The organism is Candidatus Zixiibacteriota bacterium (assembly GCA_040756055.1).
In the GTDB taxonomy this organism is placed as follows: Bacteria; Zixibacteria; MSB-5A5; order GN15; family FEB-12.
The window spans coordinates 681,549-707,555 of the sequence record JBFLZR010000001.1; the positions used below are offsets into that span (position 1 = coordinate 681,549).

The following is a 26,007-nucleotide window of genomic DNA, read 5'->3' on the forward strand; positions in this document are numbered from 1 at the left end:
ATGAGTGATTCGATTCTCGACATTGTCAATCTCACCCGCACTGTCGTCCAGGATGGCCAGTCTCTCACGGTTGTCAACGATATTTCATATAGCTTCCAGAAAAACAGAATCTACACCATAATTGGACCATCCGGCGCGGGCAAATCATCGCTTTTGAGACTCATAAACCGTCTCGATGAACCCACCAGCGGCAAAGTGCTCTTTCACGGCAGAGAGCAATGCGATTACCACCCCTGCGAACTGCGGCAAAAAGTCGGTTACCTGTTTCAAACCCCGCACCTTTTCGAAGGCACCGTACGCGACAATCTCCTCTACGCCAGCGACAAACTCACCGACGACCACATCAAATTTCTCGCCGACCAGGCCCAGATACGGCCCGAGCAAATTGACCGTCCCACCACAAAGCTCTCGGTCGGGGAGAAGCAGCGCGTGGCGATCGCAAGACTTCTGGCTACCTGCCCGGAGATGATCCTGCTCGATGAACCTACGTCGGCCCTAGACCCGAGCTACACCGAGGCTATCGAGCAGCTCATTGTCGATATCGTCTCCAAAGGCAACCTTACCGCCATTGTTGTTACACACCATCCCGAGCAGGCCCTGCGCATAGGGCAGGAAGCGCTGTTGATGGTGGGCGGCAAACTGGTCGAATCGGGCGACATAAATCAGGTCATCAGTGACCCGCAGTCCGAGCAGGGGAAACTCTACAAAAGAAAGCAACTCAAATGACCACTCCCGGATTCACCGAAGTATTCATATCGTTCGGTCTGGTGCTTGTGGCGATTCTCATCAGCCGCTACTGGCGCATCCCCGTGGCGAAAGATATGGCCCTCGGCTCCGTACGCGCCTTCGCACAACTCGTGGCAGTGGGCTACGCCCTCAAATTCATTTTCGATCTCGAGTCTCCCTGGCTCATTCTTCTCGCCCTGCTCATCATGATTACGGTTGGCGCTCACGCCGCCGCGGGAAGAGTGAAAAAGCTCAAAGGGGCTTTTGTCATCACGGTTGCATCGATGGCGGTTGGGTCGCTGGTTACCATCGGTATTATGCTGGCAGCGAGGATAATCTCTTTCGAAGCGCGCTATATCATTCCCCTCGGGGGAATGATCATAGGCAACTCCATGAACGCCTCGGCGCTCACTGTAGATCGCATTTCCTCCGACCTTCGTAACAACCGTCTCGCCATCGAAACCGCTCTCGCCCTCGGCAAACCGTGGAGAACAGCGTCGGCTACCTACATAAGAGCATCCGCCACCGCGGGCATGATGTCGATGCTCAACTTTATGAAAACAGTCGGCATTGTGGCCCTGCCCGGCGCCATGACCGGTATGATTCTGGCCGGGGCCGAACCGATCGATGCTATCCTGCTCCAGATAATCGTTGCCTATATGCTTTTGGCTGCTGTTACCATGACATCAGTGGCTGCCGTCGAATTAACAATTCGCCGCTTTTTCACCCGCTGCCACCAGCTGCAGCACGATGTTTAGCCATTAAACAAACACGCCGGGAGGATTTGACAATGGACTTTGATATCCAACAAAAAATCAACGCTCAACTGAATCCGGGAGAGCGAATACTCTGGACTGGCCACCCCAGAGGCGGATTGGTCTTTCGCGGCTCGGATATACCTTTTACTCTGTTCGGTATCATCTGGTTATCCTTTGTCCTGACTGCGGCATTTAATGCCTTGACATTTGAGGAGATTCCTATCCCCGTCCTGGTGGTCCTGGTTCCCTTTCTCGCAATCGGTCTGTACATTGTACTCTTTCGTTTTCTTCATGACGCCTGGCGTCGTTCGCGGACCTACTATAGCCTAACCGACAGGCGCGTCATAATTGTCACCGGATGGTTCAAGCTTGAGGTGATGAGTCTTTCGTTGCGAACCCTTCCGGGTATGTCGTTATCGGAAAAGTCCGATGGCAGCGGGACAATTCAACTGGGGACCTCGCGTTCCGGTTTCGGATGGCCTTCATCGATGTACTGGCCCGGCACGTCATCGCGGATTGTCCCCTCGCTTGAGCTTGTTCAAGATGTCCGCAGCGTCTATAACCAGATTCTCCAGACCCATGAACGCGGCTTTCAGGGCAACTAACTAAGCTCTTGGCACACACTTGAATAGGGATCACTTGACGGTTATGGCAGGCACGCTCTTGACAAACCGGACCTATCCGGTTTATATTATGGATAACAAAGTACACAAATTTTTCCACACTTCCGCGCACTCACCGTCTGTACTTTAATAGAAACACGGTCTGCCCTCCGCGTTTGCCCGGCCAAGACTACTTCGGGCATGCCTTCAAATTAGAGATATGCATAGGAGAGAACACTATGAAAACCAGATCCTCAAATTTGAGCATAGGCAGCGCTCTTAAAATCCTCACGTCAATATGCTTAATCTGCGTTGTCATTACCATTAGCTGCGGCCGCGACAGCACCGGACCACAGGCTGACCTGGCAGCCACTAAGGCTGCCCTAAGCGCGGCCCCGACGGACCCGACGCTGGAAATTATCTCACACACCGACTGCCTCACTTACGGCGATGGGGACGAGGATCCCTACATACCGTCAACCCAGACTGCCGTGATGTGGGAGTATGATGGCAACGGTAACCTTGATCTTCGCCGCCTCAACGCCGGACTCAATTGTTGTCCGGACCTGGCCTTTTCTGTCGATCTGACCGACCGCGTCATCACCGTGATGGAACAGGATAACGGGATTTGCGATTGCTTCTGCCTGCTGAATGTCGATCTCCGCGTCAGCGACATCAAGCCGGGCAAATATTTGCTGCGGTTTGAAGAGTTCGTTAGCATTGGCGAAGATGAGCCGCTCGAATGCGAAGTGACCCTCAAGGGTGTCGGCTCATCGGGTATGTTCACGGCCGAACGCACTCTGGTGCCATGGGGCGACATTCAGTACCCACCCTCTGGCGCCTTTATCGGCTTTCATCCGTGCGGGATAAACAACACCGTAGTCGATGTTCCCGATGAACTGAATACCAGCTACTGTTTCACATGGGAATACGACCAGAATCAGACCCTTAAACTCGGGCAACACAACTCGATGATCAACTGCTGCATGGACACTCTCTACGTGACATTCGACTTTTCCGGCAACGTGATAACAATAGACGAGGTTGACACGCTGTCATACATTTGCCCCTGCTTTTGCGCTTTCGGGGCGGACCTGGAGATTCACAATCTCCCGGCAGGGGAGTACACTTTCAGGGTAAACGAGCCCTTTTACGATATGACCTTTGAGTTTACGGTCGATCTGCTGTCGCAGCCATTGGGCTACTACGCCCCGTTCGCGAGTTCTCGGTAGCCGCGTACGCCTTTCGGTAGAGCAGTTTAAATAGGGCAGGAAGCTTTTCTGCCCGCCTCGGGCGGATCAGATTCCTGCCTTCTTGTTTGCATAACAGTAGGCGTTTGATAAATCAAACGCCTACTGTTATGCAAATAGATGCTTCAGGCGAACAGACCGGTGGACCAGCCTCTGACCTCCTTGCTAATTTGCCCCATAGGCGACAATAAGTTAAGGGCAGGCGTGTTGCCCTTTGTTATCCGTTTGCTTTTTTCCTCGATTTGGTTTACATTATGGCCTGTTTCGGCTTACGCCTAACCGGGCCGGCCGGAACGCTAACCGCGAAAACTACCGGTAGATCGAAATCCCATGTGGTTTCGACATACTCGCGGTACATCAGCAGAAAGTCGGAGAGGTGTCCGAGTTGGCTGAAGGAGCACGCCTGGAAAGTGTGTACAGGTAAAACTGTCCAGGGTTCGAATCCCTGCCTCTCCGCCATAAAAGGTATATTCCGAGCACATCCTTAACAGTCTTCGTACGGAAGAACCCGGCAGTGGTTTTGCCGCGAAAAGACCGCTACGGTGTTGAAAGTGTTACAATCGAAGATTGGCAGAACCGCTCACGTTTATAGTCTTTTATGGAAAAAGGTTCTGCCCTTGGCTTTTTTTATACATCCGGACCAGCGAGACAGAACCGTTGTTTTGTATTGAATTTCCACACCCGGTGTCGAGTATATATCTGCAGACAACCTTACGAAGGCGGTGATAGCGTGTTTACGTTTCAGCAAAGAGAAGATGTTAATCCCAGATGCCCCCACTGCAAGAGAGAAATCAATGCCGTGCTGTATCGCGAAATGAAGCGCGATCTGGGGAAACGATGTATCTATTTTTGCCCTGACTGCAAGTGCGTCCTGGGTGTCTCCCATCGCAAAGGACTTACCTTCGGATTGTAACTTCTTGACTCGATGGCTGCAAAAGGTGAGGTGGGACAGTTTCCGGTAACCATCCCACCAGCGATGAATTGATAAGCTGCCACTCTTTTATAGCACACTCTTCCACCAGCGTACTACTTGAGAAGCAGCATCTTCTTGCTGGCGGCTTTGTCTCCTATAGTGAGGCGATATGAATTTGAAGCTCCGAATGTCTTCTGCGGCGTCGGATGCGGCGAAATCCACGGCGCCGACAATCCGGAGAATCACAATCGACACTCATTCTTCTTGCAGGGTCAGCTCAAAGAGGTATTCTCAAAAACCGGCTGTAATGAACGAAGGATCAATCTCTGGGTGGACCGGTGTAGCGCCAGGGCGATGAACCACAACAAGCTGCGTCGCAAAAGTGGTGAAGCCAAATGCCCGAAGGTCCACTTTCTCAAATAACAGCCCTTTTGTATACGTAATTCAAAGACGAAATAGTTGCCTCATATGTCCAATATCGCCCGGCGCTAACCCGATTTTCTTTCAAAACGTTGAATTCTGCGTCATTCAATTCGTAAGTATGGTCATTCAAGATGAAAGAAGTCTGCTTTAGATTCATGTCCGGCCGCTCTCAGTAAGCAAAAAAAATTGACCTGAACCGCAATACATATTATCCTATTATCTGAAGCACATCTTAAGGAGGGATTCATGGGTTATCGATTTCTTTTCATATTTCTGGTTATTCTAATGTTCGCGCTCATTAGCGGGTGCAACGATGACAATCCTGTTGATGGCGGTTCGGCGGCGTATTATCCGTTTATTGCGATTACCGATGAGACCGGCCAGGTGATCGGAGGAACCACCGATGATTGGTGCTGGGACTACAGCGCCACCAATCCCCCGAATGAATTCATGCTGTACCCGGCCTATCCGAATCCGTTCAACGGCACGACAATTATCCGCTTTGCGCTGCCGGAGATGACATATGTAAGAATTACCCTGCAGAATGATCGATGGCGACTGGCATTCACCATAATGGACAATTACATTCCGGCGGGACTTCACACGCTCGAATGGAGCTCCGGTGACCTTCCCTGCGGATACTATGAGTGCTACATGACAGCGGGCAATTTCCAGTGCCAGGGTACCTTGATGGTGCTGCGGTAAATCAGGACTTGCCTTTCCTGTTATCCCTACGATCCTTTGCCTCCGCAGGATAGACGATGAATAGCAACGTTTTCTCACAATCCCCCTATCGGTGCAAATTCGACTGGGGAGCAATCGGCGCGAAAAGAGCCGCCGAGCGCGGCGACGTCATCGTACTGGTCGATGTCCTGAGCTTTTCCACCACCGTTGTGCACGCGGTCAGCAAAGGAGCTGTGGTCTTTGCATGTCCGGAGTCTGCAGATGCCCGAGCAATAGCCGACAGGGAGGGGGCAGAGATCGCGGTAAGACGGTCCGAGGCCTCGCCTAAAGGGCAGTATTCTTTATCTCCATCGACCTTTGATAACGCGAAGCCTGGCGTGAAAATTGTGTTGCCGTCGCTGAACGGTGGTACATGTGTTAATATCTGTCAGAACGCCCCTGTGGTCGTCGTTGGCGCGCTTATAAATGCGTCCGCGGTCGGTGCTGCCCTTCGCAACGCCACTGACTCCAGCGAGTCGGCTGTCACGATTATCGCTTGCGGCGAGCGAGAGAAATTTCCCCACAACGATCTTCGCATGGCGATTGAGGACTTCCTTGGAGCGGGTGCCATACTTGCGCAGTTGCCGTTTGACAAATCTCCCGAAGCTATTGTGTGCGAAGAAGCCTTCAAGGCAAATATCACTCGTATCGACAGTCTTCTGTGGGAATGTATGTCGGGGAGAGAATTGCGCGGCGAAGGATTTGCCGATGATGTCCGTTTTGCCTCACGAATTGACACACACGACCGAGTACCAAATCTCAGCAACGGTTGTTTTCGCTGATCAAACGATAGACATCAAAACTTCGCCTTTATGAGATTCCGGTCCAGGGTCGTCGGAATTCCCTGTGGATAACGAGCATATTGAGACATCCGCAACCAGTCCGACATCGATGGCTCATACCTGTCCGGCGCATTATAACCGACAATAGGCTCGTGCGAAACGGCGCCGGTCGTAATCGAGCCAAATAAAATCCAGGCCGGCGCGGATATCAAAAGGATGACTCCGTGTGACATCGTCGAAAGCGTCCCAAGCACCGTCCACGCCGTCAGCGACCCGTGCTGGGATCGGTAGGTGAAAACCTGTGCCCGCCGAATATCCGTCCGGGCCAGCGACCTGAGATGGTTGTCTTCCATCCAGAACAGAGAGTCGCTGTGAACAGCTATCAACTCTCCGTAACCAAAGATTTTGGTTCTGTCGAACTTGTGTACCACCTGCAGCCAGCCGCCATAGGCCGAGCTCTGAGCCTGCTCCACCGTTGCCAGCCACCCACTGTTACACTTCGGCGACACACAACCCTCCGCCATCACAACAACCAGCAATGCAGCCGCGACAACGATTTTCATGGTCCTACTTGACATACCGGCTATTCCAAAAACAGTTCTCCATCTCACTCTCAACTTCTTTGTACTCCGGGGCCAGCGTCCTAAGCGCCTGCTCGGGTGACATCAGCATAAGCATCGCCCTCTCGGCGTTTTCTTCGGCCAGCCATTCATCACGCATCCACTCCAGATAGTACCCCCGGCTCTCGAGAAACAGCTCGTAAGAAGCATAATCTTCCGGCAAGACAAACTCCAGCCGACAGGTATCACCGGGGTATGTGATCAGGAATTGACTTGAATCGATAAGCAACTCTTTGGGATTCTCCACGCGGGCGGTGTTCATTACTACCGAGCGGGGTTCAAGACGTACCGGTTCGACAAAGTCTCCTACCGATGCCAGTGCCAGGTAATCGAGACGCCAGTGCCCCCGCGTCAAACGCAAACGAATCTTGCCATTGAAATCAATACTGTCGGGAATCGGCATCAAACGAATGTCAGTCGCCAACGGCCCGGTCTCGTGTGTGGTGCTGACGGTCACCCATGTTCCATTGGCGTTTTCGACCATCAACTCAATTCCCCCAAGCTGCTCACCGAGTCCTACCGATTGACTCGTCGCCGAAATATCGCCACGCTCCAGCATGCTGATGAATTCCGCCACATTGGTCCCGAGATACGAGAGTGTCTGGTAAAACAGATAGGTGCTCAGCAGGCTTTGCCGCGAGGCGATCAGAAGCCCCCTTGAACCATCAGGAACCTCATCGAAGGTCAATTCGATGGTCTCTTTTGATGCAAGGTCGGTAGAGTCGGTCTGTGAAAAACGCTCGCGGCCGTCAAAACTTTTCACCGAACTAAGGCAGTCTTCATCTCCGACAACACACGAACTCGGCGAAGTGATATTATACACTTCGCGTAGCCTACGATCCAGATCAACGGCCACCCGCCCACCTTCAGGTCGTTTCGCGACCAGAAGACTCACCCGCCGTACCACATGAGTCTCAAGGGCCTCATTGGTCATGGTAATAGTCAAGTTCTGACTCGATGGTCTCGTGCGGTAGAGCGCGTCGATGTCGGTTGCCTCCAGCGATGGCGCCACACTGGCGGAAAAACCTTCCGCCTGAAGCAACTCCTTCTCGCCATTCGTGGCGTAAAATGTCGGGCACGATCCAAAACAGGCCTTCGGATTTGTCAGACACACGACCGTAACCGCAAGGCTCGCTCCGGTCAGAAGGGCAACCGCCCCTACCGACGGAGACTGAACCACCCGGTTCGTTTCGAAGAGAGCTACCGAATCAATCGGTACTGCCATAAGTCCGCTCTCGAGCTTCTGGCGGTTTATGCCAAGATGAGTGCCGTCACCATATAGCATCCGTTCTTTCTCATCGACCCGCCAGTCTCCGAGTACATACACCTCACCATTGAGCAAATGGGCCTTGAGAAACGGTGAACCGTGATTCAGAGTACGGAAATTCTCCGGGGTGACTGTTTCACGACTAAGTTTTTTGGCGCAGCCGACACAAACAAGAAGAACCGACAAGGTAAACAGCGTTTTAAGAACACCGCATCGCATCGGATGTCCCCGCCAGATAAACATCTTGCTCCACTCTCCGTATTGTTCTTAAAAATGACGTGAGGTTAGCTGCCCCGTTGTTCAGCGAAGGTAGACTGCGCACTCGATCCTGCGAAACCCCGCCTACTTATTAATAGATGAATTCTTTTTGGCTGTCAATCGGTTTCTGAGGCCCCGACGAACCTTACTAAGGTATTATGTACGTATCGTTTATCCGGAACGCTTCCCCGTTACCGAATCGACGGTTATACGCCAGAGCCGAGCCCCCGCCAGGTCGCCCGAACTGAACTGCCAGACTTTGCCCGAGTAGTGAGCCATAATCTGGTCTAATCCATAAGCCTTATCAGCATCGGTCGTCAGCTCTTCTAACGCTTCCAACCCGACCACACTCTCGAATCTGAAAGTCCATTTGCACGCCCTAACGTCATCGGTGACCAACTTAACATTGCGTTCCATCCCAAAACAGACGCGAGGATTGGCTGCGATGATATCGAGTTTCTTACCCTGTTTGGCTGTGTGGATATAAAGATATTGGCCGTCGTAACCAAAGGAGATGGGAATGAGGTAGGGTTCGTTTTTGACTGCGAAGGCGAGATGACAGACATCGCAACCGCTTATGATCTCATTGATCTGGCCGCGATCGGTGATTTTCCTTCTCCGCGCGCTTCATGGCCGCGCGTTCAACCGCCCCCGCACACCTGACGGAACACCCTCATGAAATTGCCGCCGAGAATCTTGCGAATATCCTCATCGGAGTAACCGCGTGCCACCAGTTCCTTCGTGATATTCGGCACCATCGAGCAATCATCCAGTCCGTCCGGAACGGCGAACACGCCGTCATAGTCCGACCCCAGTCCCACAAAATCCGGCCCGACCAGCTTGACGATATAATCGATATGGTCCACAACCGTTGCCACATTCACCGGGACAATCTTCATCTCATCCTTCAGCCACTCGAGAAACTTTTCGACCTCGGCGGTTCTGGCGCTGTCGTTATCCCAGTAGTACTGTTTGACTGAGTCGATCTCCTCGCGGCGGGTCTCCCAGATCGAATCCGCCTTAATTTCCCACTCTTTCGACAGATAACCGTTATAGAAATTGACCCCTATCACACCACCCTTGGCCGCTATCGCCTTAATCTGATCATCGGTGAGATTACGGTCATGTTCACACAACGCATACACGCACGAGTGCGAAGCAATGATGGGAGAAGTGGAGATCTTGAGAACCTCGTCGACCGCGGAAACAGAAGCATGGGAAACATCAATGATCATTCCCATCTCATTCATCTTGTGGACCACCTCGCGTCCGAAATCAGTCAGGCCGTTAAACGCCGGGGCGGTATCCGCCGAGGATACACACCAATCACTCGATGCCGTATGGGTCAGGGTCATGTACCTCACGCCTCGCTCATAGAAATGTTCGAGATTGGCAAGCTCTCCCGCAATTGCCACGCCGTTCTCGATACCCACAAAGGCCGCAATCTTCCCCTCATTAATAGCTTTTTCGGCTCCCGCGGCGGTGGTACACACGGCGATCCGGTCACGATTGGCCACAATCTGGGAATAAAGGATATCCAGAAGCGAATCGACCTGGGCCCGGCACTCCGCCCGGGGTGTTTCGGTGTCTACCCAGCAGGCAAACACCTGAAGGTCGATTCCCCCGTCTTTCAGCCGGGGAATGTCCATATGCCCTAACCTGTTACGTTGCGAAAGGTCCAGCCCCTTTTTCATACGCAATACCGTGTCACTGTGCATATCGGCAACGAGAGCGTCGCGGTGAAGTGATAGATAATTGCGGGGTCTATCTGAACAGTTCAAGAGCCCTCCAATCAATAGAATCACAACAAGATGTCTGGTCATAGATGAAATATAGAATGTTAAAATCCGCAAATCAACAGCAGAGAACAGCCGTTTTTGCCGCCCATGGCGCAAAAGGGTTTGACATTTTTCACGTCACGATATTTAATTATGTTTAAATACGGCAAGTATCCATCTGTGTCAAGAATCACCACCGGCTTCACGTCACTTGCCACAGCAACAGGTGGACCGACTCATGAGCGACAATCAAAATCCCAAAGCGCCCGAAAAGCACAAAATCAATTTCGCTTTTCGCGAAAAGCTCAATGCCATTGCTGAAGGTTCCCGTCACAATTATTGCTACCAGTGCGGAGCCTGTGTTGCCGACTGTCCGGCCGGCAACTATTCCGAAACATTTAACCCCCGGCTTATCATGCTCAAAGCTATCCTCGGTTTCGAAAAAGAACTGATCGGACCCGACTCCGAAATCTGGAACTGCACCAACTGCTACACCTGCTCCGAACGCTGTCCCCAGGATGTACGACCGGTCGATGTCATCATCGCCCTCAAAAACATGTGCTTCATGGAAGGCAAGGCGCCCGAGCTTATCGGTACCGTATCCGGCTCGGTCTTCGAGTCCGGCATTACGACCAAGGTCACTTCTCTGGCTGAAAGACGACGTGAAGAACTCGGGCTGGCGGCTATAAAGAAATATCCGGTTGAAGAACTCAACAAATTAATGGGGGAGAGGTAGTATGAAATACATCCCGTTTTTCGGATGCATGATGACCATCAAGTACCCCTGGTTTGAGGCCGCCGTCCGCCGCACCCTCACCAAAGTGGGCCTTGATATGGTAGATGCTGAAGGGTTTACCTGTTGTCCCGACCCGATCTATTTTCAGGCCCGGGACAAAATGGAATGGTACACAGTTGCGGCCCGTAATCTGTGTCTCGCCGAAGACCTGAACCACGACATTATAACTACCTGCTCCGGTTGCACCGCAACGCTCTCCGAGGTCAACCTGGCTCTCAAAGAAGACGAAGAACTCAAAGCCGCCGTAAACAAGCGCCTGAAAAATATCGGCCGACAGTTTAAAGGCACTATTAATGTGCGCCATGCCGTGACTGTCCTCCGCGATGATTTCGGTCTCAGCAAAGTGGCCGACACCGTGAAAAGGCCGCTGGATGGTATGCGCGTAGCCGTCCACTACGGTTGCCATCTGCTCAAACCGTCGAGAATAATGCGCGTCGACGACCCCGATCGCCCGACCATACTGGCCGATCTGCTCAAAGCCATCGGCGCCGATCCCGTCCATCACGAAAAAACTCTCCTGTGCTGCGGGCGAGCGTGCATGACCGATTCCATTCCGAATCGGATGGTGGCCGATATCCTCGATGCCATCTCCGCGCAAAAGGCCGACTGCATGGGACTGATCTGCCCGAGTTGCTTTGATGAATTCGACCTCGGACAAATCGTTCTCGGCAGAAAGCTTGGTAGAAAGTTCGATGTTCCGATTGTTTACTATTTCCAGCTTTTAGGAATCGCTCAGGGATTGACGCAGGAAGAAGTCGGTCTCAACCTGCACAAGGTCAAAGTTGACAAGATATTCGAGTCGGTCCCGGCCTGATTAGGTCGGCCATATTGGATTACTTCACTCTACCGGCAAGCTTATCCACCACTTTGGCGGCTATCTCCGTACGCTTGAGAAAATCATCGTACAGCAATCTGCTGCCTTTGGCCGTCTCCTCGTAACCCATACTAACCGTGACCGGGATCAGATACTCGGGCGCAATAACATTGTGCGCCGCGACTTTGAGGCGGTAAACATCACGAAGGTTCTTGATGAACGTCAGATGGTCATCGAGAAACATGAAATCATCAGCCAGTTCGGGCTCCATCTCCGAAAGACGGCGCAAAAATCGGCGCGAAAGGCATTCACGAATCCGATGTTTTGTGGCATACATCAAAAGAAGCATCTCCATGTCGCGCAACCCTCCGTGACACTCCTTGATGTTGCTGCGCTGCTCGTCGTCCTCACGCGAGTGCCGGCAGTCCATCTCTCCCTTCATCGCCTCGATGTATTTCGACGACCGCTCGAATATGAACGGTGTAATAATGTTTTCAAGAAATTTCTGCTCCAGCTTGGTCGTGCCGACCAGCATTCGCGAACAAAGCGCCTGAGACTGATCGACAAAAGTATCTTCGCTGTCGGCACTGAGAAGCTCTTCGATCTGAGGAAGACTTATACAGTAGGTTCCGAAATGATCGGCAAACCGGTGATGCGGCAAAACGCCACGCTTCAAAACCTGCATGTTCATCTTGCCGACAATCTTGTTGCAGAATTCAATTTCATCGGGATCACTCGAATCCAGAATGACAATCATGTCGTAATCGTCGTCGAATCCCTGCTCCCGCGCATGTCCGCCGGCAGCATAGAAAGCAAAACGGTCATGGGTGTGCATTGAGTATCCAAGACTCAAGTGTACATCCTGCTGGCACAATTCGTGAAGCAACTGCGTGTAGTTGTCGCAAAATTCCACGAACTCCGCATCGGTTTGCTCACTGCCCACGCCCGACATCGCCAGAAGGCTCACCCGCACGAACTCGAGATCATAATAGTCACCCAGCTGCTCGATCCGCTCTTCGAGAAATGCCAGTGACGAGATATCACTGTAGGTACCATCGGTGATCTCTTTCAGCTTCTCGTTGTTGTACAAATGCTTGATGAAGACCGGGTACTTGTTGAGAATCTTATGGAAGTGCTGCTTAAAGAAATGGCTGCTTTCCAGATGAATATCCGCCAGCGCCTGAAGCTGTCTCTGGATCGGGAGATACTCCGGCAATGCCGGTCGACGATGAGCCATTTCCGCAAACCGGGTGAGTGAATCCCAGTCTATCAGCGCCAGAAAACTATTCAGCAGGTCCGGGCAATTCAAAAGCATGTGAGCCATGGCCGCCGTGTTATTGGGAAGCCTCTCCAGCTCTTCGATAAACAAATGTCCTATCATCTCGAATACCTGCTTGGCCCTCTCGTCGCGGGCGTTTCTGCCAAGGATTATCATGAAACGAAGCACCGATGACGGATCATACTGCATCCCCGCCAGGTAACCGAGGGCGACTTTCCTGCGAACCCTGCCGCGCAAATGGCTGAAACTGTCGATAAACTCGTTGTAGAAAGGACCATTCTCGTCACTCAATTCCTGCTGGAAGTCATCCCAGTACGTGACTCCTTTCACAAAATTCGACGCCCGGATGAAATCCATCGCCAGATTGCCCCGGTACCCCGGTCGGGTGTGAATCTCTCCGGAGAAAATCGGACCGAATATCGTCACTTCGCGAAGGTGCCGGCGCAAATCTTCAGTGAGAATTTCTACCGCCTCCATACTTTTGTCCAGGTAATCGTAATAGTTGACAAGCATGAAATCCTTGGCGCTCACGACTCCCTTCTTCTCAAATCCGATTATTTTGGCGATCCCCGCCACCATATCGCCGATACCCGGCTCATTGAGATTTATATCCTCGTCCTGAGCGACAGTCATCTGATAAAGATGCCTGAACAACTCAAAGAAACTGAGCGTTTCCTCGAGATCATCGTACTGCTCGCGCCTTTTCGCATCTTTAATGCGAAGCTCATCGACAATCGCCCAGGCGTTGGTTTTCTCGACCCCGTGCACCAGCTTGAGCGCGGAAAGTAGACTCTTTATCGGTCTCAAACCGTCATCTTTCGGATTGATACTCTCTGACGGTTTGGGACGGGTGGCCAGCGATCTTATCTCCCCCAGTATCCCCCGCAGATAACCCTCATGAAACCGATTCTGCCTGTTGCCGGAATCATAATAAAACCGCCTGGTCACTCGCTCTCTGAATTGCTCGAACAGAGTGTTGTCCCCCAGGATCGTGGCGGCTCCAAGCATCTCCGTGACGATAACGAAATCGTAAAGCCCGCGATCAAGTATATCTTCATATTCCTCTATGGTGGCGGTAAGGCTGTTTTCGCCGACGTGTTCCGAAAGATGAAAATGCAGCCGCGTCGATTTCTTGAACATCTCCGTCGACAGCCGGCTGATGGCCCGGTTGAGGACGCCGGCGTCCGCAGGCCCCCGATGAATTATACCCAGATCGATATCATCCTGGTCAGCCCTTGTCCCGACCCCCAGTATCACATAGGGCGGATAGCTTTGATCCTTGAGGAAAATATTCAGCAGACGCTCCATGTATGACTTGGTCAGGTAACGGAACATTCGACCCGCCTCCAGCATCAGACGCCGGGCAGTCTGCCAACCGTGCGGGTGAGTCGCCAATTCAAGCTTTATAATGTCCACCATGCGAAGGTTCATGTGGAGGAATTGAAGACCAAAGTAGCAGCCAAGGAAATCGAGTTGCTCCTTTTCATCCGCCGCCACCTGCAACACCGTGTCCATCTCGCCGGGAACTTCCAGCGAATACGACCACAGGTGAACGCTGTCGCGAAGTCCCTTCTGTTCAAGGGCCGACGTAAGACTATCTATATTTGAGGAAATTACGTGGAGATACTTGCGGTGATAATTACCCAGCGCGGCAGTCTTTTCCGTTAATCGAACCAGCGGATCCTTCATATTCTGCTTTCCCTGTCAAATCGAGCGTGCTGTAGGTATGCGGGCATGAGCGGCTCTAATTCTTCGCCTCCGGTTTGGCAGCCGTCAACCCGGCCTCATACGCGCAGATATACTCTTTCTCGGACATCTTGGGAACACGTGCTAAGATGGCCTGGCGGATGGACTTCCGCTCTATCACCCCGTTGACGGCTGCGAAAAAGCCAAGCGCGACAATATTGACCATGTTTGGTTTGCCACACTCCTTTTCGGCAATCTCCACAAACGGTACCGAAAAAACCTTCCGTTTGCCAATCTCACCACCGATCTTGACCTGGCGATCGGCGATTACAACCCCCCGGGGGCCCAGTTCACCAATGCTCTTCTGGTAAGCTTCCTGCGTCAAGACCATCAAAAGGTCAATCGATTCGATTTTCGGGTAATCTATCGCTTCGTCGGAAATGATAATCTCCGCCCGGCTGGCATTGCCGCGCGCCTCCGGACCGTAAGAACAACTCTCGGCGGCATTCTTGTTGTCATATATGGCCGCCGCCTCCGCGATAATCCGCGCTGCCTGAAGTAAACCCGTGCCTCCCGCCCCGCTGAATCTTATGTTATACCTGAAAGCCATATACTTTGCCCGTTGTGAAAGACCTGCCGGAAATCGGCCTGGTCGCCTGACTTTTTAATATATAAGCCCGCCGGGTGATCGGCAATAAGTAATCTCGGATACCTTAAAAGACGCAGATGCCGAATATTTTTCGATTTTCAGTTGCGCAACGCCGCCCCATTATATTACATTTCGACATAGCGAAATACCATCTGGTTATTCAACCGAACGTTTATCAACGGCGACTTTGCCTCTACGCAGCTGAGACTGAGACGGCCATGACCGTATAAAACTAATGCCGCCGCAACACGCGCAGGCATCTCTCAAGGCTGGCATTTATATCGTAGAAAAGACTCTCTCAATGTTTGAGAGACATATAAAGACATATCTCATAACCGTATGATAAGGCCGCAAAAGAGCATTTTCAGATGTGGCCAACGCGGAGGCCTTATATGAAGTTCTGGAGAACCCCCTTAGATATTGACAAATTGCAAATTCCACACGGCGAACTCCACATTATAAAAGAACGCTGCAAAGGCTGCGGCTTCTGTGTCGAATACTGCCCCAAAGGCGTGCTGGAACTTTCCGATGAGTTCAATTCCAAGGGCTACCACCCTCCCGTCGCTGTCAAGCCCCAGGAGTGTGTCAATTGTGATCTCTGCGAAATGCTGTGCCCCGATTTCGCTATCTATTGCGTCCGGGTAGATACCGGGGAGAAGGAGGTGCTTAATTGAAAGCTGACCCCAAAAACGTTCTTACAGGCTCGCATTATCTCGATGGTAACCACGCCTGTGCCGAAGGGGCTATCGCTGCCGGCTGCAAATTCTTCGGCGGCTACCCAATCACGCCATCCACCGAAATCGCTGAGAGAGTTTCACGGCGATTCCCGCTTGTCGGCGGTGTCTTCATACAGATGGAAGATGAACTGGCCAGCATGAACGCCATCCTCGGCGCTTCGTGGGGAGGCGCTAAATCAATGACATGCACTTCCGGACCCGGATTCTCGCTCATGATGGAAAATTTCGGTCTCGGACTTATGCTGGAAACACCGTGCGTGCTTGTCGATGTCCAGCGCGGAGGGCCATCGACCGGACTGCCCACCCTTCCGGGTCAAGCCGACATGATGCAGGCCAAATGGGGCTCCCACGGCGACTACGAAGTCATCGCCCTGGCGCCGGACTCGCCACAAGAATCTTTCGAACTGGCCATCCACGCCTTTAATCTGTCGGAAACCTACCGTATGCCGGTGCTCATTATGACCGACGAATGTGTCGGACACATGACCGAGAAAGTGGTTATTCCAAGAGCCGAACAAATCGAACTGGTCGAACGCAAATACACCACCAAGCCACCCGGCGAAGCATGGCCGTTCGAGCAAACCGAAGATCTCGTTTCACCCATGCTCCCGGTGGGAAAAGGATACAAGTTCCATGTCACCGGCCTGACCCACGACGAACGCGGCTATCCCGTTATCAACGCCGAGGCGCAGCAGAAAAACGTACGACGCCTCATCGATAAAGTTAAACAGCATGTCGACGACATCATCTGGCTCGAGGAAAAAGATGTCGATGGCGCCGATGTCGTCGTCATGTCCTACGGCATCTCCTCGCGCGTGGTTCAGCCGGCTATCATGAAAGCCCGTAAACAGGGTATGAAAGTCGGCGAGATCAAAATGGTAACCGTGTGGCCGTTCCCGGAAAAAAGGGTCAGAGAGCTCGCCACCAAAGTCAAATCGCTGATCATGGTGGAAATGAACTACGGCCAGGTGTTTCTGGAAATGGACCGCTGCGCTGCCGGCAAATGCCAGACTTATCTCGTCGGTCACGCCGGCGGTACCGTACACAACCCCGAAGATATTTATGCAACTATAAAGGAAGCCGCTAAATGAATGCGAAAGTAGAGGAATTAGTCAAAGAAGAACATCCGATGGAGAAACTCCTGAGGATGGACCGCATTCCGCACATCTGGTGCCCCACATGCGGTTTGGGCACGACCGTCACCGCGCTGTCGGCCGCCCTCCAGCAACTCAAGCTGGACCTTAATAATGTCGCGGTGGTCTCCGGAATCGGATGTACCGGACGCGTAGCCGGCTACATGAAGCTCGATTCCTTCCACACCACCCACGGACGGGCCATTCCGTTCGCCGTCGGACTGCACATCGCCCGGCCGGATATGAAAGTCATCGTTTTCTCCGGCGATGGCGACTTGATTTCGATCGGCGGCAATCACTTCATTCACACCGCCCGACGAAACGTCGACATAACCGTCATTTGCGTCAATAACTTCATCTACGCTATGACAGGCGGACAGGTCGCACCGACCACACCCATAACGGCCAAAGCAGCCACCTCCCCTTATGGAAACTGCGAACACCCCTTCAGTCTTCCCCTGCTGGCAGCATCATCAGGAGCCGTGTACGTGGCCCGGTGGACAGCTCTCCACATTCGACGGCTCACAACTGCAATCGCCGAGGCTATCAGCAAACCGGGGTTCTCGTTTGTCGAGGTCATCGCACCCTGTTCAACCCTGTACGCCAGGATCAACAAACTGGGTACTGGCCTCGATCTGATGAAATTTTATCACGACAACAGTGTTATCAGACACGGGGCCGACCTCAAAGAACTCGACATTGACTTCCAGTCGAAAATAACCGTTGGCAAATTCGTCGATATAGAAAAACCAACCTATCTCGAGTGCCTCAACGCAGGCAACAAGAAGACTTTTGGCGACAAATACACACCGTACGGAGGCGTCCATGGCAACAACTGATATCAGAATCACCGGCTTCGGCGGCCAGGGCGTAATTCTGTGCGGTTACATCATAGGAAAGGCCGCGTCCATCTACAACGGCCAGCACGCCACGCTCACCCAGAGTTTCGGCCCGGAGGCCAGAGGTTCAGCATGCTCCGCGCAGGTCGTCGTGTCCGACAGCCGCGTGCTCTATCCCTATGTGACAGCACCTAAGATTCTCCTGGCTATGTCGCACGACGGGTACATGACCCACAAAGACAAGGTAGCGGAGGATTGCATTTACCTTTACGAAAAGGACCTGGTCAAACTGCAAAAACACGGACCGAAAACCACAGAATTCGGCATTCCGGCCACGCGCATCGCCGAGGACCTCGGCCGCAAAATCGTCCTCAACATCGTCATGTTGGGATTCTTCGCGGCTGTAACCGACGTTGTTCCTCACGAGGCGGTGCGCAAAGCCGTGGAAACATCCGTGCCGTCGGGCACCGAAGAACTCAATCTCAAAGCCTTTGACAGCGGCTATGAGTACGGCATGAAGCTTATTGGCAAAGCCGAAATGAAAGTATAACAAAACGGTTCGTTTCAAAGCGGTCGCATCTGGAGGAAGACACAAATGGCTCGACAGCCAGGAAAAGCAGACGGGGTCTTGGTTATCGGCGGCGGTATCACCGGTATCCAGGCTGCGCTCGATCTCGCGGCATCGCAGGTAAAAGTCTATCTGGTTGAAAAAACCCCTTCCCTCGGCGGAAGGATGGCGCAACTGGACAAGACTTTCCCTACGATGGACTGCGCTATATGAATTCTGGGCCCCCGGATGATGGATGCCGGTCGGCATCCCAACATAACATTGTTCACCAACTCTGAACTCGTTCGCTTCGAGGGCAGGGCCGGCAACTTTACGGCCACGATCAGAAAAAATCCGCGCTATGTCGACGAATCCCTCTGCACCGGCTGTGGACTGTGCGTTATCGACTGCCCCGTCATAGTCCCGAACGAATTCGAAATCGGTATGGGCGCCCGAAAAGCCATCTACTCGCCATTCCCTCAGGCTGTGCCCAACACCTATATCATAGATCGCGAACAATGTCTCAACGACGATTTCCTCGTCTGCAACAACTGCGCGAAAACCTGCGACCGAAACGCCATCAACTACGATGACAGACCGCGTGAAATACAACTGAAGGTCGGTTCCGCCATTCTGGCCACCGGCTTCGACGTCTACAACGCCTCGGCCATCGCAAGCTATGGCTACGGACTCTACGAAAATGTCCTGACCAACATCGAACTGGAAAGGGTCCTCAACGCTTCCGGCCCGACCCGCGGCCACATTGTCAGACCATCCGACCACAAAGTGCCGAAAAAAATCGCCTTCATACAATGCGTCGGCTCCAGAGGCGAAGGCAAAGAGGCCGGATGCGAATATTGTTCCCGCTATTGCTGTATGAACGCCGTCAAAGACTGCCTTCTGGTCAAGCAGCACGAAAGTGATATCGAAGAGCTCACCATGTTCTATATCGATCTGAGAGCCTCCGGCAAGGGATTCGAAGAATTCTACCAGCGATCCTTCGATTCCCCCGAACTGAAATATGTCCGTGGTCGACCTTCTAAAATCCTCGAAGACCCGGATACAAAAAATCTGCACCTGTTCGTCGAGAATGTCGAAACAGGCGAGGTCAGCAAGTTGGAATTTGACATGGTCGTTCTCTCGACTGGCGCTGTCGCCTCGGCCTCGAATACCGCTCTGGCCGACATTCTTGGCATTGAACTCGATGAGAACGGTTTCTTTGAGATCGACTCACACTATGGCTCGCCGCTTCACACCGCCAAGCAGGGCGTTTATGTCTGCGGCTGCGCCGCTGGTATAAACGATATCTCCGACTCGGTAGCCCAGGCCTCGGGCGCGGCGGCCGAAGCGGAGAAGTTCGTCGAAAGAATTCCCGAAGACAAAGAACCCGAACAGATACAGGAAATTGATACTTCCGGTCCTCCCCGCGTGGGCGTCTTCCTCTGCCACTGTGGTATAAACATCGCCGGCGTCCTTAAAATTGACTCCCTCAAGGAATTCGCCACGAAAGTACCCGGTGTCGAATGTGTCGAAAACAACCTGTTCTTGTGCTCCGATGAAGGCCAGCGCCTGATGCAAGAGAAAATTAGAGAGCACAAGCTCAACCGGGTCGTGGCGGCGGCCTGCACCCCGCGCACCCATGAACCGGTCTTCCGCGAAAGCTGCCGGCAGGCGGGCCTCAATCCCTACCTGTTCGAAATGGTCAATGTCCGCGATCAGTGCTCCTGGGTCCACACCAGAGTTCCCGAAGTAGCCACCCGCAAGGCTCGCGAGATGATAAAAATGGGGGTGGCCAAGGCGAGACACCTGCAGCCGCTGTATCGGAAATCGATTCCCGTCAATCAGAGTGTCCTTGTCATCGGCGGCGGTGTGGCCGGAATGGCGGCCGCGCTGGAACTCGAGGCTCAGGGAATGAAAGTCTACCTGATTGAAAAAGAAGGTCGTCTCGGTGGCCGCCTCAACAATCTGACAAGAGTCTATCCCGCCAATCTCTCGGCCTTTGAACTGGCTCGCGCGATGGTGGAAAAAGTCAAAAACAGCCGCATCGAAGCTATGGCAGGTACCGAGGTCACAAAAATTACCGGCTATGTCGGCAATTTCGACATTACCTCCACCAACGGCAATTTCAAGGTCGGTACCATAATCGTCGCCACCGGCGCTGATATCTACCAGCCCAAGGACGAATTTGGCTATGATAACTACGATAACGTCATAACCAACCAGGAACTTGAGAACATCCTTCACGATACTAAAGGCAAAATAGAAATAAACGGCAAGGCGCCCCAAAATGTGGTCTTCATCCAGTGCGTCGGCTCGCGCGACAAAGAGAAAAATCCCGGATGCTCCCGCTATTGCTGCCCGACTACAATTAAGCAAGCGGTAAGGCTGAGAGAGGCCGGCGTCAATGTCGCCGTGCTCCATCGCGACATGCGCACTGTCGGCGCCCTCGCCGAAGAACACTACCGTCACGCGCGGCAGATGGGCGTCAAATTCCTGCGGTTCACGCCGGAAAGACTTCCGAAAGTCGTCGGCAAAGGGAAAAACGCTTCCAGCGTCGAAATTCTGGAACTGGCTCTTGACCGAACCCTCGACATCGATGCCGATTTCGTCGTCCTCGCCTCGGGCATGGTCCCCAATGAATACAGCACGTCAAAAATGCAGGATATCCTCAAAGTTCCACGCGGCGCCGATGGCTTCTTCATGGAACGCCACGCCAAACTCGGCCCGGTGGAGACCACCACCGAGGGTGTCTTCCTGGCCGGATGCGTCGGCGGCCCCAAAGATATTGCCGATTCCATCGCCCAGGGTTCGGCGGCAGCGGCAAAGGTGGCGGCTATCATCTCACACGAGACGGTCGCCCTCGAACCCACCACCTGCGTTGTCGAGCCTTCGCTCTGCCGGGCTTGTGGAAGTTGCGTGGAAATCTGCGAATACCACGCTCCGGAATTCGTGACGACCGATCTGGGCGGCAAGGTCGCGCAGATCAATCAGGCCCTCTGCAAAGGATGCGGCACCTGCGCCAGTTGGTGTCCCACCGGCGCCGTGGTGGCCCTGCACTTCACCGATGACCAGATAAACTCCATGATAGATGCATTGCTATTAGATAAGGTTTAAAATATGGCTGTGAGAACCCAACCGGCAAAAAAGAAAACGGAAAAGCAATTCATTCCCAATATCGTCGTCTTTGCCTGCAACTGGTGCAGTTACGCCGGCGCCGACAATGCCGGCACGAACCGCATACAGCACTCCCCGCACTTTCGCGTGATTCGAACCATGTGTTCAGGCAGAGTAACGCCGGGATTCGTGCTCAAAGCGCTGAAACTCGGCGCCGATGGCGTTCTGGTGTCCGGGTGCCACTTCGGCGATTGCCACTATATCTTCGGCAACTACAAAGCGGTCGACCAGTTCGAAAAAACCAAGGGCCTGGTCAACACCCTGGGCCTGGAACCAGGACGTATCCGGCTCGAGTGGGTATCAGCTGCCGAAGGCCAGCGCTGGGCCAATCTCATCGACGAATTCGTTCAACAGATAACCGAGTTGGGCCCCAGCCCGCTTAACAATAAACCAACCTACGAGTGACGAACAGGTATGGAAACAGCCCTTGAACAACTGAAACGCTCCCGCGCTTTTCTCTGTCTCGAGTGCGGCAAATGCACCGCGGTTTGCCCGATATCACGTGCCAACAGTCAGTATTCACCGCGAAGACTGCTGGCCGAAGGCCTTTTCTATGGCGCGTCGGACCTCGCTTCCAATCGCATGCTCTGGTCCTGTTTGACCTGCCAGCTGTGCTCCCGGCGATGCCCGGTCGATGTGAAGTACTCTGAATTCATGCGCGACATCAGAGCCATAGCGCAAAGCAATGGCTTTCTCGGTAACCCGTCGCACGGCGGCGCCATGCATCACATCATGGAAATGGCGGCGTCTCCAAAATTGAAGCAGAACCGCACCGGGTGGATTACCGATGACCTCAAAGTGAAAAAGACCGGCGAGGTTTTATATTTCGTGGGATGCTTACCCTACTATGAACAACTCTTCGGCAAAGACTTCGAGTTCTCGCCAATCTCCATTGCCCACGATACCGTGAAAGTCCTCAACAAGCTCGGCATAGAACCGGTCGTAATGGACAACGAACGATGTTGCGGCCACGATCTCTACTGGCTGGGGCAACTCGACAAATTCGATGAACTCGGCCGGCTCAACCTGAAAGAATTCGAAAAAGCCGGTATCAAAAAAATCATCACCGCCTGTCCCGAGTGCGCCGTGACGATAAAGCGATTGTATCCCGAAAGACTCGGACAGGACGGTCCCGAGGTAGCGCATATCAGCGAGATTATTGCCGCCAACAAGGGCAAATTGAGATTCAAATCCTCGCCGCAGAAAGTCGCTTTCCAGGATCCATGCCGGCTCGGCAGATTCATGGAGGTCTATGAGCAGCCCAGGGAGAGTCTGTCGGCAATTCCCGGTGTTGAAGTGCGCGAAATGGCGCACAACCGGCGCGGCGCTATTTGTTGCGGAACAACCAACTGGATGAACTGCGACGCTACGTCGAAACAGATTCAACGGAGTCGCCTGTCCGAAGCGAACGCCGCGGGCGCGGAAACGATCGTTACCGCCTGCCCCAAGTGCCAGATTCACTTCCGTTGCGCCCAATGCGGACAGGAAGGTGACAAAATCAATATCAAAGTCGCGGATATGGTGAATGTAATCGCCTCGGCCCTCGAAGGCTGAGGCCTCGATGATAGAAGAGATGGGAGATAGGATATGGCAGTTGAACTAACAAAACCCGACAACTTACGCATCGGAGTTTTCGTCTGTGAGTGCGGGTTGAATATCGCCGGTACTATCGACTGTCACGCGGTCAGCGAGTATTCGAAAACTCTGGATGACGTCGTCTGCGTCGTACAGAACAAATATACCTGCGCCGACCCGGGACAGAACGAAATCAAAAAGGCGATAGTCGAGCACAAACTGAATCGCGTAGTGGTAGCCTCCTGTACCCCGAAGATACACGAGCCTACTTTTCGCCAGTGCGTTGCCGATGCCGGTCTGAATCCGTATTTGTTCGAGATGGTCAACCTGCGCGAACACTGCAGCTGGGTCCATCAGAATGAAAGGGAAAAGGCCACCGAAAAGGCAAAAGACCTTGTCCGCGGCGGTGTGGCGCGCGCGAGATTCCTCGAACCCCAGACCGAAGCCGAAGTGCCCGTGACCAAAGCGGCGCTCGTCATCGGCGGCGGGGTCGCCGGAATCCAAGCCGCCCTCGATCTGGCCGATGGGGGACACAAAGTCTACCTGGTCGAAAAAGAACCCACGATCGGCGGCATTATGGCCGCACTCGATAAAACATACCCGACGATGGACTGTAGTATATGAATACTCGGTCCAAAAATGATGGATGTCGGTCGACATCCCAGGGTTGAGCTCTTCACCAACAGTGAAGTCGAGTCGGTCACTGGATTCGTAGGTAACTTCAACGTCACCGTGCGTAAAAAAGCACGCTATGTCGATGCCAACGAATGCACCGCCTGCGCCGAGTGCGCAAAAGTTTGTCCGGTCGCCGTACCGGACGAATACCAGCAAGGCTTTTCTTCCCGCAAAGCCATCTATCTGCCGTTTCCCCAGGCCGTACCATCGGCCTATGTCCTCGACATGGACAATTGCCTTGGCAACAATCCTATCGCCTGCGGTAAGTGCGCCCAGGTCTGCGAGAGGAAATGCATCGATTACGACGACCACGATGAACTGGTCAAAATAGAAGCCGGCGTGATTATAGCCGCCACCGGCATGGATGTTTACGATCCCACCGAATACGATGAGTACGGCTATACCCGCTACGAAAACGTCATCACCAGCATGGAATTCGAACGCCTCATCTGCGCCGGAGGACCCACCGAGGGTCACTTTATTCGCCCCAGTGACCGTAAAATCCCCAAGCGAATCGGCTTCATCCAGTGCGTCGGCTCACGTTCCAAAGACGGTCGCGGCAATCCCTATTGCTCCAACATCTGCTGCATGAACACCGTTAAGGACACTCTGCTTCTGTGTGATCACTATCCCGGTGTCGAAGCAAAAGTGTTCTATATGGATATGCGCGCCTTCGGAAAAGGCTTCGAAGACCTCTATATGCGAAGCAAGGAAGAAGGTGTCAAATATATCCGAGGCATTCCCGGCGATGTCGTCGAAGACCCCAAATCGCGCAATCTGGTTCTCACAGTGGAAAACACCACCACCGGCAAGCTGGAAAAACACGAACTCGAAATGCTGGTTCTCTCGCAGGGGGTCATCCCGCGTAAGGATCAGGAACAAATCAAGAAACTCCTCACTCTGTCGAGCACCTCCGATGGCTTCATCATGGAATCGCATCCCAAGCTGAAGCCTGTCGATGCTCCCACGAAGGGGATATTCATCGCCGGGTGCGTGGAATCACCAAAAGACGTGAAAGACAGCGTCACCCAGGCCAGCGCCGCCGCCGCAAGGGCGAGTATTCTGCTCAACGCGGGGAAGACCCGCATCGAGGCCATCACCTCCCAGGTTGACACCGACCTCTGTAATTTCTGCGGCATCTGTGCGAAAGTCTGTCCCTACAACGCTATCAGTGCGCCGGACCGCAAACTGGCAAAGCCGCCGACCATCATCCAAGCCGCTTGTGCCGGATGCGGAGCATGTGCAGCTGAATGCCCGCAGGATGCTATTCTGATGCGCCATTTCCGCGACGAGCAAATTATGGCCCAGGTCGATGCTCTCGTAACCGAAGACCCGGCGAAAGGTTTGCTTACGTTCGCCTGCAACTGGTGCAGCTACGCGGGCGGTGATAACGCCGGGACTGCGAGACTCCAGTACCCGACCAACTGCCGATTGATCAGAACTATGTGCTCAGGTCGCGTCGACGAGAAATTCATCATACGCGCCTTCCGAATGGGCGCCCCTATGGTGCTCGTATCGGGATGCCACTTCGCCGATTGCCATTACATAAGCGCCGTCCACTGGACCCAGAAACGCATGGACCGTCTGTGGAACAAACTCGAAAAACTGGGCATCCGCCCGGAAAGACTGCAGCTTGAGTGGATTTCAGCGGCCGAAGGCCAAAAATTCGCCAGGGTGATGCGCGATCTCGAAAAAATGGTCGCGGCCGTCACACCGGACGAAATAGAGTTCACCAAAAAAGTGCTGGCGGAAGAGGAAGCCAAAGCTAAAAAGAAGAAAAAACCTAAAGAAGAGGTGGAGGTTACCGCCTGATGGCGCCAAAACAGGTCAAATTCAAGTGCCTGCACTGCGGCCATGAGTACACCGGTGTCTACGACCACGATAACGTGACCGAGCGAAGCTGCCCGCAATGCCGGTCCAACAGTGTGCGACGTCTACCGGATTCAAAAGCCGAACAAAAATAGGCCCTCCGGGCTCAAACTTGCGCCCTCTCGCAAAGCCCT

The 26,007-nt window shown here is 53.2% G+C and carries 24 protein-coding genes, 1 tRNA gene and 1 pseudogene; 20 read left to right on the top strand and 6 right to left on the bottom strand.

The features are described 5' to 3' along the window. The 8 genes from AB1483_03005 to AB1483_03040 all read left to right on the top strand — a co-directional run bounded on the left by AB1483_03005 (nucleotide 1) and on the right by AB1483_03040 (nucleotide 6,177). Nucleotides 1-726 (top strand): ATP-binding cassette domain-containing protein, encoded by a 726-nt coding sequence (locus AB1483_03005; protein MEW6411424.1) that lies wholly within the window; start codon nucleotides 1-3, stop codon nucleotides 724-726. Next, nucleotides 723-1,484 (top strand): iron export ABC transporter permease subunit FetB, encoded by a 762-nt coding sequence (gene fetB / locus AB1483_03010; GenBank protein ID MEW6411425.1) that lies wholly within the window; start codon nucleotides 723-725, stop codon nucleotides 1,482-1,484. The genes AB1483_03005 and fetB overlap by 4 nt, the downstream gene beginning before the upstream one ends. Nucleotides 1,485-1,516: 32 nt before the next feature. Beyond that, complete coding sequence (locus tag AB1483_03015) at nucleotides 1,517-2,089, top strand: hypothetical protein (protein ID MEW6411426.1); 573 nt, start codon at nucleotides 1,517-1,519, stop codon at nucleotides 2,087-2,089. Nucleotides 2,090-2,325: 236 nt separating this feature from the next. Continuing rightward, entirely contained in the window at nucleotides 2,326-3,318 is a 993-nt protein-coding gene (locus AB1483_03020) for a hypothetical protein (GenBank protein MEW6411427.1), read from the top strand. A 388-nt stretch (nucleotides 3,319-3,706) separates the two neighbouring features. After that, nucleotides 3,707-3,795 (top strand) — tRNA-Ser (locus AB1483_03025). Nucleotides 3,796-4,366: 571 nt separating this feature from the next. Next, nucleotides 4,367-4,672, top strand: a complete 306-nt coding sequence (locus AB1483_03030; protein MEW6411428.1) for a hypothetical protein — start codon at nucleotides 4,367-4,369, stop codon at nucleotides 4,670-4,672. Nucleotides 4,673-4,918: 246 nt separating this feature from the next. Next, a complete protein-coding gene (locus AB1483_03035; GenBank protein ID MEW6411429.1) occupies nucleotides 4,919-5,377 on the top strand; it encodes a hypothetical protein in 459 nt (152 codons plus the stop codon). 56 nt (nucleotides 5,378-5,433) lie between these two features. Next, nucleotides 5,434-6,177, top strand: a complete 744-nt coding sequence (locus tag AB1483_03040; protein MEW6411430.1) for a 2-phosphosulfolactate phosphatase — start codon at nucleotides 5,434-5,436, stop codon at nucleotides 6,175-6,177. A 14-nt stretch (nucleotides 6,178-6,191) separates the two neighbouring features. On the opposite strand, the gene AB1483_03045 is transcribed toward AB1483_03040, so the two are convergent. The 4 genes from AB1483_03045 to AB1483_03060 form a co-directional block, all read right to left on the bottom strand. Further along, on the bottom strand, nucleotides 6,192-6,755 hold the full coding sequence (locus tag AB1483_03045) for a hypothetical protein (protein ID MEW6411431.1): 564 nt from the start codon (nucleotides 6,753-6,755) through the stop codon (nucleotides 6,192-6,194). Beyond that, a complete protein-coding gene (locus AB1483_03050; protein ID MEW6411432.1) occupies nucleotides 6,745-8,307 on the bottom strand; it encodes a hypothetical protein in 1,563 nt (520 codons plus the stop codon). The genes AB1483_03045 and AB1483_03050 overlap by 11 nt, the downstream gene beginning before the upstream one ends. 186 nt (nucleotides 8,308-8,493) lie before the next feature. Further along, nucleotides 8,494-8,931, bottom strand: coding sequence for a pyridoxamine 5'-phosphate oxidase family protein (locus AB1483_03055; protein MEW6411433.1), 438 nt, complete (start codon nucleotides 8,929-8,931; stop codon nucleotides 8,494-8,496). Between the two features lie 32 nt (nucleotides 8,932-8,963). Beyond that, nucleotides 8,964-10,103, bottom strand: coding sequence for a dipeptidase (locus AB1483_03060; GenBank protein ID MEW6411434.1), 1,140 nt, complete (start codon nucleotides 10,101-10,103; stop codon nucleotides 8,964-8,966). A 235-nt stretch (nucleotides 10,104-10,338) separates the two neighbouring features. Between AB1483_03060 and AB1483_03065 the strand changes: the two genes are divergently transcribed. Continuing rightward, on the top strand, nucleotides 10,339-10,836 hold the full coding sequence (locus AB1483_03065) for a 4Fe-4S dicluster domain-containing protein (GenBank protein MEW6411435.1): 498 nt from the start codon (nucleotides 10,339-10,341) through the stop codon (nucleotides 10,834-10,836). 1 nt (nucleotide 10,837) lies between these two features. Next, nucleotides 10,838-11,710, top strand: coding sequence for a CoB--CoM heterodisulfide reductase iron-sulfur subunit B family protein (locus tag AB1483_03070; GenBank protein MEW6411436.1), 873 nt, complete (start codon nucleotides 10,838-10,840; stop codon nucleotides 11,708-11,710). A 19-nt stretch (nucleotides 11,711-11,729) separates the two neighbouring features. On the opposite strand, the gene AB1483_03075 is transcribed toward AB1483_03070, so the two are convergent. Together AB1483_03075 and AB1483_03080 are read right to left on the bottom strand one after the other, a co-directional pair. Continuing rightward, on the bottom strand, nucleotides 11,730-14,678 hold the full coding sequence (locus tag AB1483_03075; GenBank protein ID MEW6411437.1) for a hypothetical protein: 2,949 nt from the start codon (nucleotides 14,676-14,678) through the stop codon (nucleotides 11,730-11,732). A gap of 55 nt (nucleotides 14,679-14,733) precedes the next feature. Beyond that, the gene (locus AB1483_03080; protein ID MEW6411438.1) at nucleotides 14,734-15,285 is read right to left on the bottom strand and encodes a 2-oxoacid:acceptor oxidoreductase family protein; all 552 of its coding nucleotides are present in this window, start codon (nucleotides 15,283-15,285) and stop codon (nucleotides 14,734-14,736) included. A gap of 431 nt (nucleotides 15,286-15,716) precedes the next feature. Here AB1483_03080 and AB1483_03085 point away from each other — a divergent pair, with 431 nt between their 5' ends. From AB1483_03085 to AB1483_03130, 10 genes and pseudogenes are all read left to right on the top strand, one after another. Continuing rightward, entirely contained in the window at nucleotides 15,717-15,998 is a 282-nt protein-coding gene (locus AB1483_03085; GenBank protein ID MEW6411439.1) for a 4Fe-4S dicluster domain-containing protein, read from the top strand. Further along, nucleotides 15,995-17,152, top strand: a complete 1,158-nt coding sequence (locus AB1483_03090) for a 2-oxoacid:acceptor oxidoreductase subunit alpha (GenBank protein ID MEW6411440.1) — start codon at nucleotides 15,995-15,997, stop codon at nucleotides 17,150-17,152. Before AB1483_03085 ends, AB1483_03090 begins: the two co-directional genes overlap by 4 nt. Next, on the top strand, nucleotides 17,149-18,033 hold the full coding sequence (locus AB1483_03095) for a thiamine pyrophosphate-dependent enzyme (GenBank protein MEW6411441.1): 885 nt from the start codon (nucleotides 17,149-17,151) through the stop codon (nucleotides 18,031-18,033). The genes AB1483_03090 and AB1483_03095 overlap by 4 nt, the downstream gene beginning before the upstream one ends. Further along, nucleotides 18,020-18,583, top strand: coding sequence for a 2-oxoacid:acceptor oxidoreductase family protein (locus AB1483_03100; protein MEW6411442.1), 564 nt, complete (start codon nucleotides 18,020-18,022; stop codon nucleotides 18,581-18,583). The genes AB1483_03095 and AB1483_03100 overlap by 14 nt, the downstream gene beginning before the upstream one ends. A 21-nt stretch (nucleotides 18,584-18,604) precedes the next feature. Next, nucleotides 18,605-18,814, top strand: a pseudogene (locus AB1483_03105) (FAD-dependent oxidoreductase). Between the two features lie 15 nt (nucleotides 18,815-18,829). Continuing rightward, a complete protein-coding gene (locus AB1483_03110; protein ID MEW6411443.1) occupies nucleotides 18,830-21,694 on the top strand; it encodes an FAD-dependent oxidoreductase in 2,865 nt (954 codons plus the stop codon). A 3-nt stretch (nucleotides 21,695-21,697) separates the two neighbouring features. Further along, a complete protein-coding gene (locus AB1483_03115; GenBank protein ID MEW6411444.1) occupies nucleotides 21,698-22,159 on the top strand; it encodes a hydrogenase iron-sulfur subunit in 462 nt (153 codons plus the stop codon). A gap of 9 nt (nucleotides 22,160-22,168) precedes the next feature. Beyond that, nucleotides 22,169-23,308, top strand: coding sequence for a (Fe-S)-binding protein (locus AB1483_03120; GenBank protein ID MEW6411445.1), 1,140 nt, complete (start codon nucleotides 22,169-22,171; stop codon nucleotides 23,306-23,308). Between the two features lie 33 nt (nucleotides 23,309-23,341). After that, nucleotides 23,342-25,816 (top strand): CoB-CoM heterodisulfide reductase HdrA2, encoded by a 2,475-nt coding sequence (gene hdrA2 / locus AB1483_03125; protein ID MEW6411446.1) that lies wholly within the window; start codon nucleotides 23,342-23,344, stop codon nucleotides 25,814-25,816. Beyond that, nucleotides 25,816-25,968, top strand: coding sequence for a hypothetical protein (locus tag AB1483_03130; protein ID MEW6411447.1), 153 nt, complete (start codon nucleotides 25,816-25,818; stop codon nucleotides 25,966-25,968). The genes hdrA2 and AB1483_03130 overlap by 1 nt, the downstream gene beginning before the upstream one ends. The last annotated feature ends 39 nt before the right edge of the window (nucleotides 25,969-26,007 follow it).

Coding starts and splice junctions, on each gene's coding strand:
- AB1483_03100 (MEW6411442.1), top strand. CDS start 18,020: ATGGCAACAACTGATATCAGAATCACCGGCTTCGGCGGCCAGGGCGTA.
- fetB (MEW6411425.1), top strand. CDS start 723: ATGACCACTCCCGGATTCACCGAAGTATTCATATCGTTCGGTCTGGTG.
- AB1483_03095 (MEW6411441.1), top strand. CDS start 17,149: ATGAATGCGAAAGTAGAGGAATTAGTCAAAGAAGAACATCCGATGGAG.
- AB1483_03045 (MEW6411431.1), bottom strand. CDS start 6,755: ATGTCAAGTAGGACCATGAAAATCGTTGTCGCGGCTGCATTGCTGGTT.
- AB1483_03065 (MEW6411435.1), top strand. CDS start 10,339: ATGAGCGACAATCAAAATCCCAAAGCGCCCGAAAAGCACAAAATCAAT.
- AB1483_03015 (MEW6411426.1), top strand. CDS start 1,517: ATGGACTTTGATATCCAACAAAAAATCAACGCTCAACTGAATCCGGGA.
- AB1483_03070 (MEW6411436.1), top strand. CDS start 10,838: ATGAAATACATCCCGTTTTTCGGATGCATGATGACCATCAAGTACCCC.
- AB1483_03110 (MEW6411443.1), top strand. CDS start 18,830: ATGATGGATGCCGGTCGGCATCCCAACATAACATTGTTCACCAACTCT.
- AB1483_03050 (MEW6411432.1), bottom strand. CDS start 8,307: ATGTTTATCTGGCGGGGACATCCGATGCGATGCGGTGTTCTTAAAACG.
- AB1483_03080 (MEW6411438.1), bottom strand. CDS start 15,285: ATGGCTTTCAGGTATAACATAAGATTCAGCGGGGCGGGAGGCACGGGT.
- AB1483_03040 (MEW6411430.1), top strand. CDS start 5,434: ATGAATAGCAACGTTTTCTCACAATCCCCCTATCGGTGCAAATTCGAC.
- AB1483_03085 (MEW6411439.1), top strand. CDS start 15,717: ATGAAGTTCTGGAGAACCCCCTTAGATATTGACAAATTGCAAATTCCA.
- AB1483_03120 (MEW6411445.1), top strand. CDS start 22,169: ATGGAAACAGCCCTTGAACAACTGAAACGCTCCCGCGCTTTTCTCTGT.
- AB1483_03130 (MEW6411447.1), top strand. CDS start 25,816: ATGGCGCCAAAACAGGTCAAATTCAAGTGCCTGCACTGCGGCCATGAG.
- AB1483_03115 (MEW6411444.1), top strand. CDS start 21,698: ATGGCTGTGAGAACCCAACCGGCAAAAAAGAAAACGGAAAAGCAATTC.
- AB1483_03005 (MEW6411424.1), top strand. CDS start 1: ATGAGTGATTCGATTCTCGACATTGTCAATCTCACCCGCACTGTCGTC.
- AB1483_03020 (MEW6411427.1), top strand. CDS start 2,326: ATGAAAACCAGATCCTCAAATTTGAGCATAGGCAGCGCTCTTAAAATC.
- AB1483_03075 (MEW6411437.1), bottom strand. CDS start 14,678: ATGAAGGATCCGCTGGTTCGATTAACGGAAAAGACTGCCGCGCTGGGT.
- AB1483_03035 (MEW6411429.1), top strand. CDS start 4,919: ATGGGTTATCGATTTCTTTTCATATTTCTGGTTATTCTAATGTTCGCG.